This is a genomic window from Parabacteroides leei, assembly GCF_023369805.1.
Classification (GTDB): domain Bacteria; phylum Bacteroidota; class Bacteroidia; order Bacteroidales; family Tannerellaceae; genus Parabacteroides; species Parabacteroides leei.
Window position 1 is genome coordinate 84,189 of the sequence record NZ_JAMBQG010000009.1, and the last position, 15,797, is coordinate 99,985.

11 protein-coding genes and 1 pseudogene are annotated in these 15,797 nt (G+C 47.8%); 6 read left to right on the plus strand and 6 right to left on the minus strand.

Annotated features, from left to right (window positions below; translation table 11 throughout):
* Nucleotides 1-150: 150 nt before the first annotated feature.
* Nucleotides 151-936, minus strand: coding sequence for an inositol monophosphatase family protein (locus M1P97_RS14260; protein ID WP_195372438.1), 786 nt, complete (start codon nt 934-936; stop codon nt 151-153).
* A gap of 196 nt (nt 937-1,132) precedes the next feature.
* Between M1P97_RS14260 and M1P97_RS14265 the strand changes: the two genes are divergently transcribed.
* The 4 genes from M1P97_RS14265 to M1P97_RS14280 all read left to right on the plus strand — a co-directional run bounded on the left by M1P97_RS14265 (nt 1,133) and on the right by M1P97_RS14280 (nt 8,784).
* The gene (locus tag M1P97_RS14265) at nt 1,133-5,734 is read left to right on the plus strand and encodes a translocation/assembly module TamB domain-containing protein (RefSeq protein WP_249389430.1); all 4,602 of its coding nucleotides are present in this window, start codon (nt 1,133-1,135) and stop codon (nt 5,732-5,734) included.
* Nucleotides 5,734-8,052: a translocation and assembly module lipoprotein TamL gene (tamL, locus tag M1P97_RS14270; protein ID WP_455430306.1), complete on the plus strand. Its 2,319-nt coding sequence runs from the start codon at nt 5,734-5,736 to the stop codon at nt 8,050-8,052. The genes M1P97_RS14265 and tamL overlap by 1 nt, the downstream gene beginning before the upstream one ends.
* 77 nt (nt 8,053-8,129) lie before the next feature.
* Nucleotides 8,130-8,423, plus strand: coding sequence for a nucleotidyltransferase family protein (locus M1P97_RS14275; RefSeq protein WP_249389432.1), 294 nt, complete (start codon nt 8,130-8,132; stop codon nt 8,421-8,423).
* Complete coding sequence (locus M1P97_RS14280; protein WP_249389433.1) at nt 8,407-8,784, plus strand: HepT-like ribonuclease domain-containing protein; 378 nt, start codon at nt 8,407-8,409, stop codon at nt 8,782-8,784. Before M1P97_RS14275 ends, M1P97_RS14280 begins: the two co-directional genes overlap by 17 nt.
* Before the next feature lie 48 nt (nt 8,785-8,832).
* Here the strand turns inward: M1P97_RS14280 and M1P97_RS14285 are convergent, their stop codons facing one another.
* From M1P97_RS14285 to M1P97_RS14295, 3 genes are all read right to left on the minus strand, one after another.
* Nucleotides 8,833-9,228, minus strand: a complete 396-nt coding sequence (locus M1P97_RS14285; RefSeq protein ID WP_075559033.1) for a DUF3127 domain-containing protein — start codon at nt 9,226-9,228, stop codon at nt 8,833-8,835.
* 66 nt (nt 9,229-9,294) lie between these two features.
* Nucleotides 9,295-9,672 (minus strand): MerR family transcriptional regulator, encoded by a 378-nt coding sequence (locus M1P97_RS14290; RefSeq protein ID WP_195372441.1) that lies wholly within the window; start codon nt 9,670-9,672, stop codon nt 9,295-9,297.
* Nucleotides 9,673-9,686: 14 nt separating this feature from the next.
* Nucleotides 9,687-10,670, minus strand: coding sequence for a M23 family metallopeptidase (locus M1P97_RS14295; protein WP_075559031.1), 984 nt, complete (start codon nt 10,668-10,670; stop codon nt 9,687-9,689).
* A gap of 96 nt (nt 10,671-10,766) precedes the next feature.
* On the opposite strand from M1P97_RS14295, the gene alaS reads away from it, so the two are divergent.
* Both alaS and M1P97_RS14305 read left to right on the plus strand, forming a co-directional pair.
* Nucleotides 10,767-13,394, plus strand: a complete 2,628-nt coding sequence (gene alaS, locus M1P97_RS14300) for an alanine--tRNA ligase (RefSeq protein ID WP_249389434.1) — start codon at nt 10,767-10,769, stop codon at nt 13,392-13,394.
* Nucleotides 13,395-13,494: 100 nt separating this feature from the next.
* Nucleotides 13,495-13,665: pseudogene (locus M1P97_RS14305) on the plus strand (PD-(D/E)XK nuclease domain-containing protein); the annotation flags it as partial.
* 44 nt (nt 13,666-13,709) lie between these two features.
* Here M1P97_RS14305 and M1P97_RS14310 read toward each other — a convergent pair.
* Together M1P97_RS14310 and M1P97_RS14315 are read right to left on the minus strand one after the other, a co-directional pair.
* Nucleotides 13,710-15,179 (minus strand): hypothetical protein, encoded by a 1,470-nt coding sequence (locus M1P97_RS14310; RefSeq protein WP_249389435.1) that lies wholly within the window; start codon nt 15,177-15,179, stop codon nt 13,710-13,712.
* Between the two features lie 27 nt (nt 15,180-15,206).
* A complete protein-coding gene (locus tag M1P97_RS14315; RefSeq protein ID WP_249389436.1) occupies nt 15,207-15,401 on the minus strand; it encodes a hypothetical protein in 195 nt (64 codons plus the stop codon).
* Between the last annotated feature and the right edge of the window lie 396 nt (nt 15,402-15,797).

Below are 15,797 nucleotides of genomic sequence, written 5' to 3' on the forward strand. Positions count from 1 at the left end.
TCCTGATCGACAGAGCATTGCGTTAATAAAAAGCCTGCAATACCCTATAAGGTATCGAAGTACGCCCTATACGGTAATGAGACCTACCCTATAAGGTAAGACGGGTTTCCTTATAGGGTAAAAAAGCGGACGTCTGCCGGAGCGAACGTTTTATTCCTTTATCAGCCGCATCAGCGTTTCATGCATTGCCCCGTTGGTGGCAAGCACTTCGTCGCCCGACTGCCAGTTGTCGCCCCCGCTGAAATCGGTCACTTTACCACCTGCCTGCATCAGGATCAGGGCACCGGCGGCAATGTCCCAGGGACCGATATAAGCCTCGATACGGGCTTCGAACCGTCCGGCTGCGATGTAGCAGACTTCGGCAGCAGCCGCTCCCATCAGGCGCGTTCCTCCGGCAAAACCGTATAGCCTGTCGACCAGGTGGAGGGCTACCGGGCGGTAGGCATCCGAGTTATAAGGAAATCCCAGGTCGATAAAAGCTTTGTCGAGGTCTGACACGTCGGATACATGTATCTCTTTGCCATCGAGGTAGGCCTTGCTGCCTTTCCAGGCATAGAAGCATTCGTCGCGGCAGACTTCGTAAACAACGCCGAGCAGCAACTCTTCTTTATTGCGCAAGGCGATGCTCACACAATACGGAGCTACGTCGTGGATATAATTGGAAGTGCCGTCCAGCGGATCGACCAGCCAGCAATAATTCTCGTCGGTCAGGCTACCGCTACCCTCTTCGGCGATGAAACCGGCTTCGGGGAGCAGGGCGGAAAGTTGGGCGATCAGCCATTTCTCCGATTCTTTGTCTACATACGAAACATAGTTGTGGGCACTTTTTTCTTCTACCCGCCCGCGGTCGAATTTACCTCGTTCCTCTTTCAGGAAAGCCCCTGCTTTACGGGCTATCTGTTGTACCTGGGTACAAAGTTCTTCTAAATTCAACATATCTTTATCTTTTCTTTTAGGTCTGACAAACATACGCATTTTTAGTTGTATCGAATCCGGTACAATTAAAAATATGGCAGGTAGTAATAATATTGTTCTTATTTTTGAATTTCTTTTCTATATTTGTTAATGAATTTTCAAACAAAACAGGGTATTTAGCCGTTATCTTTATAAAAAGAATACACTATAATAGCAAATGAGGATTTGGATCAAACGAATAGGGATCGTCTGCCTGATACCGGTGGTATTGGTATTATTGGTCTCTGTATTATTATATATACCGCCTGTTCAGAATTTTGCCGTCAGGAAAGCGGCTTATTATGCCGGTAAAGCTACCGGAATGCAGATCGGAATAGAACGGATACGGCTTTCTTTCCCATTGAACCTGACGGTGAAGGGAGTGGAGGTGCTGACTTCGCCCGCCGATACGCTCCTGACCCTAAAAAGCCTGACGGTGAATGTACGCGCCCTGCCTTTACTGAAGAAAGAGGTACTGGTAGATGCGATCGACCTGGAAGGAGTGAAGGTAAACACCGGTACATTTATCGAAGGTATGGAGATAAAGGGTGTACTGGGACGCCTGTATGCCAAAGCCGACCGTGTCAACCTGGCGAAAGAAAAGGTTACCCTGAATACGGTCGACCTCTCCGATACGGCTATCACTTTGTTGTTGAACGATACGACAACCAAGGCCGACACCACTTCAACCCCCGTAAACTGGATATTAAACCTCGAAAAGATAAACCTCGACCGGGTGGCTTTTGCCATGCAGATGCCTGCCGACTCGTTACGTCTGACCACCTATATCGATAAAGCCAACCTGAAAGACGGTGTAGTCGACCTGGGGACCTCGCGTTATGAAGCCGGCCTGTTTACCCTGACCGGATCGACCCTGGGTTATGACGGTAACGATCAGGATGCGACAGAAGGTTTCGACCCTTCTCATATCGCCTTGAGTGACGTCAATATCTCGCTCGACTCTCTTCTTTATGGGGACCGGGATATAAAAGCCCGCATACGCGAGTTTTCGGCCGAAGACCGTTCGGGACTGACTATCTCATCCCTGACCGGAAGCCTTCATAGCGATAGCACCACTATCAATGTACCGCAACTTCTGTTGAAGACTCCTTCATCGGAAATCCGCCTGTTGGCAATGGTTCCCTGGAGTTCGTTTGCAGAAAATCCGGAAGGCAACATGCGGGTGTTGCTCACTGCTTCGGTGGGTAAAGAGGATGTAATGATTGCCGCCGGTGCACTTCCGAAAGATTTTCAGAAGGCTTATCCGGAAAAACCGGTTTCGCTGACGGCCGGTGTGGAAGGTAACCTGTCCTCCCTGATGCTTCGCCAGTTGAAAGGGGAGTTGCCGGGGGCTTTCCGTATGGATGTGACCGGTACGATGAAATCGCTTACCGACAGTGTGCGCCGTTCCGGAAAACTGGAACTGAAAGCGAAAACGGGTAACCTCGATTTCGTATTGGCCATGCTCCCGGAAGCAGAACGGAAACGTTTCAATATCCCTTCCGGTATTACCCTGACCGGTGAAGCCGGTTTGAAAAATAACGAATACCAGGCCGACCTGCTTCTGCGGGAGGATAAAGGAAAGGTCTTGTTGACAGGACGTTTCAACCCCGCTAACGAGGCTTACGAAGCCGACCTGAAAGTGGATAGCCTTGAACCTTTGCACTTTATGCCGCTCGACTCCCTCTACGGGCTTACTGCTTCTATCCGTGCCGAAGGAAAAGGTTTCGATCCGTTCAAAGCGTCTACCTGGGCGAAACTGGACGGTCGGATTACGGATATCCATTATGGTAATTATAACGTGTCGGACGTCGATCTGGCAGGATCGCTCGAAAAGAACTTCGCCAAGTTCGACCTGTTGAGTAAATATCCGCTGGCAAAGATGGATGTGACGCTGAACGCCACCCTGTTGAAAAAGGAGATCAAGGCCATGCTGATTGCTGATGTCGAGAATTTCGACCTCTACGGTATGCACCTGATGCAAGATTCGTTGGCTACCTCTTTCCAGCTATTTGCGGAAGCGGAAACCGATATGGGAAAGAACAACCTGGTCGACGTCACGTTGGGTAACTGGGAACTGATTACGACTACCGGAAAATATAAACCCAAAACGCTGACTCTGCATGCTCAAAGTACAGAGGATACGACCCGTGTCTCGTTCCATGCCGGCGACCTGGGAATCACATTGACAGGAAATGCCGATCTCGAAACGATGACCGATAAGTTCACCAGGATATCGGAAGGCCTGAACAAACAATTGGAGAAAGACTCGATGATTAATATCCCTGCTTTCCGTCCGTTGCTTCCCGATATGCATCTGGCTATATCGGCGGGGAAAGACAATCCGATCTATAGCATCCTGCAACAGGCCAATATCTCCTTCAACAACCTTAATCTGGAGGCTTTCTCTTCACCCGAAGAAGGTTTCCGAATGGATGCGGGTATCTACGATCTGATGCGTGATACAACCCGGCTCGATACGATCAGTTTCGCCGTGCGCCAGGACTCGCTCGGATTGTTGTATAGTGCCGATGTGATTAAGACAAAATACCGTAAACAAGCACCTTTCACTGCCGGCGTGAAGGGAAAGATAAGAAGTACGTTTGCCGATGCCGAGCTTTTATACACGGATGGGGCCGGAGATACCGGTATACTGCTCGGACTGCGGGCGGATAAGGTGAAAGAAGGGATCAATCTCCATTTGTTCCCCGACGATCCGATTCTGGCTTTCCGTCCTTTCAAGCTGAATCCGGACAATTATATCCTCTATAAGAATGAGAAAGATATTGCAGCCGATCTCCGGTTGTCGGGCGAGGAAAATATGTCTTTGTGGATACATTCGCGACCGGAAAAGGAGAAGATGGAGGAACTGCACCTCGAACTGAGCCAGATCAACCTCGATGTGATCTCGAAAGCATTTACGGAGATACCTTCCATGCAGGGAATCCTGAGTGCGGATATGCAATATGCACCTTCCGACAGCTCGTTCCTGGTGGTGCTCGATGCGAATATAGACAATCTTATTTATGAAGGCGGACGGGTAGGAGAACTGATGTTCAGTACCGTTTACCTGCCGTTGCCGGATAACAGGCATCAGGTCGATATGCACTTCCTGCGCGACCAGAATGAGGTGATGTCGGCTACTGCCCTTTACAAGATGGGGAAAGAGGATTATCTCGACGGAACACTCGACGTGACACATCTGCCGCTGGATATGGTGAACCCGTTTATCCCGGATAATATGGCTTCGTTAAATGGTGTATTGGAAGGAAACATGACGATAAAGGGTAGTAGTAAGGCCCCTGAAATGAACGGATATATCGAAATGGATTCGACTTCGATGTTTGTGACGGCTGTCGGAACCAGCTTCCGGGTAGACGACAAAAAGATCGTGGTGAAAGATAACAAAATCATGTTTGACGAATACCATATCCATGCTGCCGGTAAGAACCCGTTCGTGATAGACGGTACGGTCGACTTCAACAACCTGTCGCGAATGACGGCTGACCTGAAGCTAAAGGCCGATAATATGCAATTGCTCGATGTAAAACGTAACAAAGAAAGCATGGTTTACGGTAAACTGCTGGTCAATCTCTCTTCTACCGTAAAAGGGCCGCTCGATGCCTTGATGATGCGTGGTAATCTGCAATTGCTGGGTGGAACGAATGTAACCTATGTGATGAAGGATTCACCGCTGACCGTACAAGACCGTCTTTCCGATCTGGTGACTTTCACCTCTTTCGAAGATACGCTCGTCAACCGTCGTCGTCCCGAAGCCCCGCTGCCGCTGGGAGGAATGGATATGCTGTTAACGATCCGTATCGACCAGTCCGTACGACTGAATGCCGATATCACTCCCGACCGTTCCAGCAAGGTAGAGCTCGAAGGGGGCGGTGACCTCTCTTTCCAATATACCCCGCAGGGTGAAATGATCCTGAACGGACGATATACTCTTTCCGGTGGCATTGTGAAATATGCTTTGCCGATCATCCCGCTGAAAGAGTTCAATATACAGGATGGCAGTTACGTGCAGTGGAGTGGCGATCCGATGGATCCGTATCTGAGCCTGACGGCTACCGAACGCATCCGTACCAATGTGACGGAGGGTAGTGGTTCCCGCATGGTCAACTTCGATGTCGGTATCGCTCTTAAACAACAACTGGAGAACCTCGGCCTGCAGTTCGTCCTGACGGCTCCCGAAGACCAGACGATGCAGACAACCCTGAGTAGCATGGGCGATGATGAACGTACGAAACTGGCTGTCGGAATGATTATCACCGGTATGTACCTGGCGAACAGTAGCAGTGGCAAACAGAACCTGAACATGGGGGCTGCCCTGAACAGTTTCCTGAACAGTGAGATCAGTAATATTGCAGGAAGTGCCTTGAAAACGGTCGATATATCGTTCGGTATGGATAGCTACGACGAGAACGGCACCGGGGATGGCGGTCAGCGTACCGACTATAACTTCAGCTTTGCCAAACGTTTTTGGAACGACCGTATCCGTATCGTGTTGGGAGGTCGTATCTCGACCGGCGAGAATGCCAGCAACAGTAACCAGACGCAGGCCTTTATCGACAACGTCTCGGTCGAATACCGACTGGATGCCAGCGGAACGCGTTACGTGAAACTCTTCCACGACAAGAACTATGAAAGCCTGCTGGAAGGGGAGATCACGGAAACGGGTGTCGGTATCGTTTTACGCCGCAAGATGCTTCACATGCGGGAGTTGTTCAACTTTAAGAAAAATAGGCCTAAACCCGTTAATGATGAGGAATGATGAAAAAGAAAGATATACTATATAGGCTGTTTAGCGGGACGGCAATAACACACCTCCTGCTTTTGTCGGTATCCTGTTCGACCACAAAGAACCTGCCCGAAGGCGAAGTCCTTTATACCGGCATTAAAAAGATAGAAGTCACCAACGAAGATGAGACCACCGCCGGTGAAGATGCCCTGGCTGAAGTAGAGGGGGCTCTTGCCTATCCCCCCAACAATGCGTTATTGGGTAGTTCATCTGTCCGTGTGCCGTTCCCGTTCGGTCTGTGGGTCTATAACTCCTTCGTGAATAAAAAAGGAAAGGTAGGAAAATGGATCTTCAATAAACTTGCCGCCAAGCCTGTCTTTATCTCGACGGTGAATCCCGATATACGTATCAAAGTGGCGCAAAACCTGCTGAAAGAATACGGCTATTTCAATGGAACGACTTCTTTCCAGGTAGATACCAACCCGAAGGATGCCAAGAAAGCCAAACTTATCTATCAGGTGGAAATGAATCATCCTTATACTTACGACAGTATCCGTTATGTAAGGATGCGCCATCAGATGGATACATTGATACAAAGTAATCCTTCGGCACGCCTGCTTCATAAAGGGGAAAACTTCAGTGTGACGAATCTGGAAGCCGAGCGGCAACGCATTACTTCCCTGTTGCGTAATAACGGATTCTATTATTTCCGCCCCGAGTTCATTACCTACCAGGCGGATACCATATTGAATCCCGGCAAGGTCGCACTTCGCGTCATGACGAAACCCGGCCTGCCGCGTACCGCCCTGCGTCCGTGGAAGATCGGTGAAATCTCCGTCCTGTTGAACGGTTATAACAACGAGCCGCCTACCGATTCGGTACGCTATAAAGATATGACGGTCTATTACGAAGGTAAACTCCGGGTACGTCCGTCGGTGCTTTACAACCGTCTGCGTCTACATTCCGGCGATCTCTATTCGCAGGAAAAACAGCAACGGACGCAGAACAGTTACTCGCGCCTGGGTATTTTCCGGTATTCCGAAATGCAATATACCCCGCGCGATACGGCCCGTCGCCAAGATACCCTCGACCTGAAGATAAACACTGTCTACGACCTGCCGCTCGACGGGGAGTTGGAGGTGAATGTGACATCAAAAAGTAACGACCAGCTGGGGCCGGGAGCTATTTTCAGTGTTACCAAGCGGAATGTGTTCGGGGGAGGTGAAACGTTCGGTGTGCGTTTGCGCGGCTCTTACGAATGGCAGACCGGTAAACGGGTGGACGGTTCGAAGTCGGCTATCAATAGCTGGGAAATGGGACTGAGCGGAACATTGACATTCCCGCAATTGCTGTTCCCCGGTATGATGAAAAAGGACGGCTTGTATCCTTCGAGCACCTCCTTCCGCCTGTATGTCGACCAGCTGAACCGGGCACGCTTCTTTAAGATGCTGGCTTTCGGTGGAAATGCAGCCTACGATTATCAGTCGTCTGCCACCAGTCACCATTCGATCACGCCCTTTAAACTGACATACAACCTGCTTCAGTCAACCACCCACGAGTTCGACAGCATAACGAAAGACAACCGTGCCCTGAAACTGAGTTTGGAGAACCAGTTCGTGCCGGCGATGGGATATACCTATACCTACGACGATGCACCGATCACTTCCAAGCGGAATCATACCTGGTTTCAGTTGTCTGTTTCGCAGGCGGGTAACCTGCTGGCTGCCGGTTATGCCATTGCCGGAAAGAAATTCAATGAAGAAGGAAAGCATCTGCTGGGGAATAAATTCGCCCAGTTCGTGAAAGGAACGGCGGAAATCCGTTACAACTATAAGATCGGTCATAATCAGCATCTGGTCGGACGCGTCATGGCGGGAGCCATTTACAGTTATGGAAATGCCCGCGTATCTCCTTACAACGAGCAGTTCTATATCGGTGGGGCTAACAGCCTCCGTGCCTTCACGATCCGTTCTATCGGCCCGGGTAGCTATCTTCCGCCTGAAAGTACGTACAGCTATCTCGACCAGACCGGCGACCTGAAGTTCGAGGCCAACCTCGAATACCGTTTCCCGATCCTGGGCGACCTGCATGGTGCCGCTTTTGTGGATACGGGTAACATCTGGCTGATCCGTGAGGACAAGCAACGTCCCGGCGGTCAGTTGAAGTGGGGACGTTTCCTGAGAGACCTGGCGCTGGATGCCGGTGTCGGACTTCGTTACGACCTTACCTTTATCGTGATCCGCCTGGATATGGGTGTCCCCTTGCATGTACCTTACAAAGCAAAGAAAGGCTATTTCAACGTACCGAATTATACGCCGGGCTGGCACCTGGCTATCGGGTATCCGTTCTAATGGAATATTTGCTGTTCATAAACAATCTTCTTGATAGATTTTGTTATCTTTGTGACACAGTCTTAAAATTTTTATTTATGAAGTCAACAAGTGAATACCTGGCTATTTTGCGCTCGTTTATGCAGAAGCATGCGCAAAAGTATGGCATATTATCTATGGGCATATTTGGTTCGGTTGCACGTGGTGAACAACATGCAGGTAGTGACTTGGATGTTTTTATTGAATTGAGCGAAGCCGACCCGTTTATTATGGGATATATAAATGATGAGCTGGAAACTCTCTGCGGTTGCAAAATAGACTTGCTGCGTCTTCGAAGAGGATTGAATAAACTGCTACTTAAAAGGATCGAAGAAGATGGAATACCAGCTTAAAGAAGAGATAGTAAACCGATTGGAATTGCTTATCGAATCTATTGATGTTCTTTTGGAAAGAAATAAGGAGATCACTTCAGTAGAAGATTATCTGTCTACTCCATGGGGGATGACCTTATTGGATGCTAATTTGATGCGTATTCAATTCATTGGTGAAACAGCTTTGGCTATTGATAAGAAAACTGATAATATGTTGCTGATTAATTATCCCGAGATACCCTGGAAGCAAATATTTGGTATGCGGAATTATATTTCTCATCAATATGCCGATGTCGATCCGGATATGGTTTTTATTGTTATTCGTAAGCATCTAAAGCCATTGAAGGTCACTGTACAACAAATAATAAATGATTTACAGTGACCTCCGATAGCTATATCCGGAGCGGAGATGCCCCAAAACCGTCATTCATTAGAACGGCAGGTCGTCGATCGGATTTGCCGGACCGAAGTCGGGAGCGGCAGGTGCTGTCGGGGCGGATGCCGGTGCAAAGTTGTCCGGGGTCATCGCTCCGGGAGCCGACATGGGTGCGCCGGCCATCGGGCGGTCTACTTTCCATGCATTAATGTTAGTGAACCAACGTCCCTGATACTCACGGCTATCTATATCGAATGATACTGTCAATTCTTCTCCGGGTTGAATAGCTGCCTGTTCGATGCGGTCGGCACCGAAAATCTGGAAGCATACTTTCTTAGGGTATTGGTCGTGTGTTTCTAATACGTACTCCTGTTTTTTCCACTCGTTTCCGTTCTTACTTGTGCCGCCCTGTTCAGGTAGTACGGCAATAATCTTTCCCGTAATTTCCATGTTTATTGTTTTCTTAAATTGTCGGCGAAGATACGTTTTTCTCTCGTAACCTGCTAACTGTTTGACTTAGATTTTCTCTTCCTGGGGTAATTCCGAAGGGTCGAGCGCGTCGAAGGCAGCCTTCATCGAAAGCAGTTCTTCCTTGATTTGTTTCAGTTTGTTGACGATCTCTTCCTGCCGGATAGTTGTTTCCCTGTTGTCCTTTAGCTTCTGGCGTGCACCGGCCAGTGTCATGCCCCGTTCTTTTACCAGGTGGAAGATCAGACGCACGGCATCGATATCTTCCTGTTTGTAGTAACGGGTTCCTTTGGCCGTTTTACGCGGGCGGATAATATCGAATTCCTTCTCCCAGAAACGCAGGGTCGACTCGTTGACGTCGAACATCTGTGCCACCTCGCTGATAGAGAAATACAGCTTCAGATTTTTATCTTTATTTAATGCCATCGTCTTTAAAGATGTTAATCCATTACCTGTCCATGGTTTTCTGCGATCTGGATCATACGGTCGTATTCTTCAGGTGTAAGATCCATGTAATAGTATCTGGACGGATTGTCGTGTTTACCCCGGACTATCACTTCGTAATGCAGGTGCGGTCCGGTAGATTTACCTGTATTACCCACTTCGCCGATCACTTCGCCGCGTGTCACTTTCTGTCCGACACGCTTTTTGAACTTGCTCATGTGGCCGTATAATGTCTGGAACCCATAGCCGTGATCGATCATCAGACAGTTGCCGTAACCCTGTTTCCAGGCGGCAAACGTGACGACGCCGTCACCGGTTGCATAAATTTCCGTTCCCACTTTGGCGGAGAAGTCCATGCCCGAGTGGAAGCGGGGAGTTCTGTATATCGGGTCGATACGCACACCATAACCGGATGCCGTACGGCGCAGGTCTTTATTGGAGATTGGCTGGATGGCAGGGATACAACGGCTCCGTTCTTCCTGGTTCTTACCCAGCTTGATCAACTCTTCCAGCGAGTTACTTTGTATATAGAGCTGCTTCGAGAGCATATCCATCTTCTGTGTGGTGGAAACGACCAGTTCCGGGTTAGGCAGGCTCAACAGGTGTTCGTAACGGTTGGTACCCCCGAAACCTGATTTGCGTACCGATTCGGGAATGGACTCTGCCTGGAAGATGGCACGATACAGGTTCTCGTCGCGTTGCTGGATGTCGTCCAATACTTCGAGGGCATTGGTCAGGCGAAGAGAAAGTACCTCATATTGAGTCTGTAACAGCTTGTTTTCTTTCTTCAATAACGACTCTACCGGCGAGTCGATCGTGTACATTAAAATGAAGAAAGCCCCGATCCCTATGGCCGCACCTATGCTCAAATGACGGAGCACAATGAAGAAACGGTCTTTGGCGGAAGGGTAGACACGCTCGTAATTGAGTGTGCTAGGGTTATATAAGTAATATGTTTTTCTTGTTTTAAACAGCTTCATTGAATATTTTATAGCTTGTATACGTGCAAAAATAATAATTTGCAGTACTTTTGCAAATTGTTTTTCAGAATATTAACGAGAACTATATATTAGATTATGTTGACAGCAAAAGAAATCCGTGAATCGTTTAAAGAGTTCTTCGCTTCCAAGCAGCACCAGATAGTGCCGTCTGCTCCGATGGTAGTGAAGGGAGACCCTACATTGATGTTCACCAATGCGGGTATGAACCAGTTTAAAGATATTATCCTGGGTAATGTACCCATCAAATATCCTCGCGTCGCGGACTCACAGAAATGTCTTCGTGTGAGCGGTAAGCATAACGACCTGGAAGAAGTAGGGCACGATACCTACCACCACACCATGTTTGAAATGTTGGGTAACTGGTCGTTCGGCGATTATTTCAAGAAAGAAGCAATCAATTGGGCATGGGAATACCTGGTAGATGTTCTGAAACTGGATCCGAAACGTTTATATGCAACCGTATTTGAAGGAAGCCCTGCCGAAGGCTTGTCGCGTGACGATGAAGCTGCCGGTTACTGGGAGCAGTACCTTCCGAAAGATCATATTATTAACGGTAACAAACATGATAACTTCTGGGAAATGGGAGATACCGGTCCTTGCGGCCCCTGCTCGGAAATCCATATCGACCTGCGTCCGGACGAAGAACGTGCGGCTAAGAGCGGTGCCGAAATGGTTAACAAAGATCATCCGCAGGTGATCGAGATCTGGAACCTGGTGTTCATGCAGTTCAACCGTAAGGCTGACGGCTCGTTGGAACCGCTGCCTGCCAAGGTAATCGATACCGGTATGGGATTCGAACGTCTGTGTATGTCATTGCAGGGAAAGACTTCCAACTACGATACGGATGTATTCCAGCCGATCATCCAGGTGATCGCAGCTGCTACCGGAACTAAATATGGCGAAAACAAGCAGCAGGATATTGCTATGCGTGTGATTGCCGACCATATCCGTACGATAGCATTCTCTATTACGGACGGTCAGTTGCCGTCGAATGCAAAAGCCGGTTATGTGATCCGCCGTATCCTGCGTCGTGCCGTTCGTTACGGTTATACGTTCCTCGGACGTCGCGAAGCTTTTATGTACGCATTGCTTCCCGTATTGATCGAAACGATGGGAGATGCCTATCCCGAACTGGTTGCCCAGAAGACATTGATCGAAAAGGTGATCAAAGAAGAAGAGGAATCGTTCCTGCGTACATTGGAAACCGGTATCCGTTTATTGGATAAGAAGATGGAAGAAACAAAGGCGGAAGGCAAGACTGTGATCAGTGGCGTGGATGCTTTTACATTATATGATACTTTCGGGTTCCCGTTGGACCTGACTGAACTGATCTTGCGTGAAAACGGCATGGAAGCAAACATCGAAGAGTTTAATGCTGAAATGCAGAAGCAGAAAGAACGTGCCCGCAACGCTGCCGCTATCGAGACAGGCGACTGGGTGGTTCTGAAAGAAGGTGAAGCGAAATTCGTAGGTTACGACCTGTTCGAATGCGAAGCCGAGATCCTGCGTTACCGTAAGATCAAACAAAAGAATAAGGAACTTTTCCAGATCGTTCTGGACCAGACTCCGTTCTACGCAGAAATGGGTGGACAGGTAGGTGATACCGGATGGCTGATCGCCGATGATGAAAAGCTGGATGTGGTAGACACTAAACGCGAAAACAACCTGCCGGTACATTTCGTAACCCGTTTACCGAAAGATGTAACGGCTACTTTCACTGCTAAAATCAACGAAAAGAAACGTATTCAGTGTGAATGCAACCACTCGGCTACTCACTTGCTGCACGAAGCTTTGCGTGAAGTGCTGGGAACGCATGTCGAACAGAAAGGTTCTTTCGTTTCTCCCGAAGCCCTTCGTTTCGACTTCTCTCACTTCCAGAAAGTGACCGACGAAGAGATTCGCCAGGTAGAAAAGCTGGTAAGCGAAAAGATCCGTGCCAACTTCGCGCTGGAAGAACACCGCAATATGCCGATCGCTCAGGCACAAGCCTTGGGTGCTATGGCTCTGTTCGGTGAAAAGTACGGTGAAGAAGTACGTGTGGTTAAATACGGTTCTTCTATCGAGTTGTGCGGTGGTACGCATATCCCGGCAACCGGTATGATCGGTTCCTTGCGCGTAGTGGCGGAAAGCTCGATTGCAGCCGGTGTTCGCCGTATCGAAGCTGTGACGGCTGAAGCTGCTGAAGAATATACCTACCATTTGCAGGATTCTTTCCGCGAATTGCGTGCTATGTTCAACAATGTGCCTAACCTGGCACAGACTATCCGCAAATCTATTGAAGAGAATGCCGAACTGAAAAAGCAGGTAGGCGACTATATCAAGGAAAAAGTGGCAGCCATGAAGAAAGACCTGATCGCTAAAGCTGTGGTACGCCATGGTGTGAAAGTGGTTGTCTTCCGCGGTGAAGCCAATGTGGATGCCATCAAAGACCTGGCATTCCAGATCAAGGGCGAAAGCTGTACGGATGAAAAAGTATTCTTTGTTGCCGGTATAAAAGACGGTTCCAAATGTGCGCTGATGGTCATGTTGAGCGAACCGCTTGTAGCCGACGGCTTGGATGCAAGCAAATTGGTGAAAGATGCAGCCAAGCTGATCCAGGGTGGCGGCGGTGGCCAGGCTCACTTCGCAACAGCCGGCGGTAAGAACCCGGATGGCCTGATACAGGCTGTCGACCAGATCCTTGCTGCGGCCGACTTACAGTAAGAAGATAATATATCAAATATCTTTCCGGGGTGGTTCCTTTCTAAAAGGGATCACCCTTTTTTTATCGATAAACTCGTCTTCGATTTCTCCTATCCAATTTTACGTATTCGAATTCAAACTGACCGGCTCCGTAGATGAAGCTCTCCGTCAGATCGACGACAAGGGGTATCTGATCCCTTACACTACCGATGGTCGTCCATTGGTCAAAGTGGGTGCTTCTTTCGATCCTGCCACTCGCAATATCGGCGAATGGAAAGCGATTTTTTGCTAAGAACCGTAGCACCCACTCTTTATCTCTTATTCAGTTATCCCGGATTATTCTCCCGGTTCCGGTTCCGGCCCCGGTTCCGGTGTATCGCCGCCGCTGATATTTACTTTGGGATAGTATTTTTCCAGCCAGGCTTTTAGAGTCGTGGTTTTATCCAACGACTTCAGATAGTAGTTGATAGGGACACCTATATTGTTGTCTCCCGAAGAACATTTCTCAATATAATCATCCATAGCCGTCATCAGCGAGTTGATGTCGATCATACCATTTTGTCCATCATCAATCTCGGCCAATCCGGTAAGTGTAGACTTAATGGTGGCGTTGTGCAGGGAAATCATCTGTCCTCCGGTACGTGCAGCATTGGCTGACGATTCGAGCGAGTTGTTTTCCGTAGCGGTTGCCCCTTGCAGTGTGGCTAGCTTCTGCATCTCTTTGTCGGGATCTGAATCTGCAAATTGCTTAACCCCCATCTTTACCTGATTGGATTTGATAGAAGGGATCACTCCCATAGTAGCAAGCGAACAATGCGATTGGATATTTTGTGTACTGATCAGGTTTTTCACACTATTGGCAAAAGAATTTTCAACACCAAAACCTCCCTGATGATCAGCAAACCAGCCACCCACCTTAAATTGAGTCTGCAATTTCTGAGCTACCCCTTCCATATTTTGCACCGTATTCATCGAATCGGACTTTAAAATATGCACCATCCCAACGAAGCTCGAACCGTATGTGGCTCCGGAGAGGATGTAAAGCAACTTGTCAGGGGAAGATTTCTCTAACTCTTCCCATAGTTCCAGTGGCGTTTTTTTGGTGTCGATCATTTCGCTTGGAAAAGTGTTATTCCAGGCGGCCACCATCTTGTCCGGATCAAGTATCAATGGAGAAAAGATGCGTGCATTTTTATGCGTACAGGAAATACTGATAACCAACGTTCCTTCCAGCTCATGATTGGTATTTTGCATACCATATTGCTTTTGCACGGATCTAGACAACTGCATGGCGTGTCCTTGTCCGAAGCCGCTCATCGCCTCGCTCACAAAACCTCCGATACTGGATGCTTGGTTTTCACTTATCTGTTTATTCGAGTCGGCCGAAAAATAGCGAACGTTCAGCTGCATAGAGTCGGAAGAAACCCCCATCGATTTGACTTCACTTCTTGTATAATCGAGCGGACTCTCAATACTATCACTTAGCATAGACATTTTCTCACGCAAACGTTGAATAGCTGGCTCTATCTCTAACTTTTTCCTCCCGTATTCGGTAGCGGCATCGGAGATTTTCTTATTTGTTTTTTTGATTTCACTCATTATATCGCTTGTATCGATCCCCATATTGGTTAGCTCCTGCACGGTCATATCCAGATTCGTTCTCAAAGAGATAAGCGAGTTGAGAGTAATTTCTTTCGCATCGGCTTCTGCCTGATATTTAGCAATCTCTTCCGCATTATCAAGTTTTTCTTGTTTTACGATGTTCCCCAATACGAGGGACGGTTCGTACGGTATTGTTGACGGCATAATAGTTCATTTTAAAAGGTTTAATAATTACTTGAAAATGATTTCGAGCCCTTCACTGTGCCATCGGGTAAAAGGACCTAGTGGTGCTCCTGCAGGATTGGTGATTGTTACGGAACCAGCCTGTAGAATGGCTGATACTTGGGCAAGATTGGCAAAACGCAAGCGTAAAAAAGTCGGCGTTGCATTAATAAAAATGCATGGAATATTATTAACTGTGTACATAATTTGAATGTATTAGAATATAGTAGCCTACTCTATTCAGTTTTCGGCTTCTCTGTTGCCGGGGAGGAAAGGGTTTTGGGTGTATTACATAGTCTAGGTTCGTAAAAGTAAGAAATGTTTTTTATAAAGCAAGCGTTTAGGAAGAAAAAAATGGATGTTTTTTATATCTATATCTTTCGCGTACATTATATATTATATAGAGTTTTAACCACTAAACAGCCAATCCGGCAAAAATAAACTGTCCGGCACCGTAAAGAATATATTTAGACTTTAAACTGCTGTTATATAAGGGGATACATTTATAAAGATAGAAACAAGGAAATATATAATTAACTATCAGTATGTCTGGAACTTATTAATGATTAGCCGGAATGTTAAAATAGATGGCAAATAGTC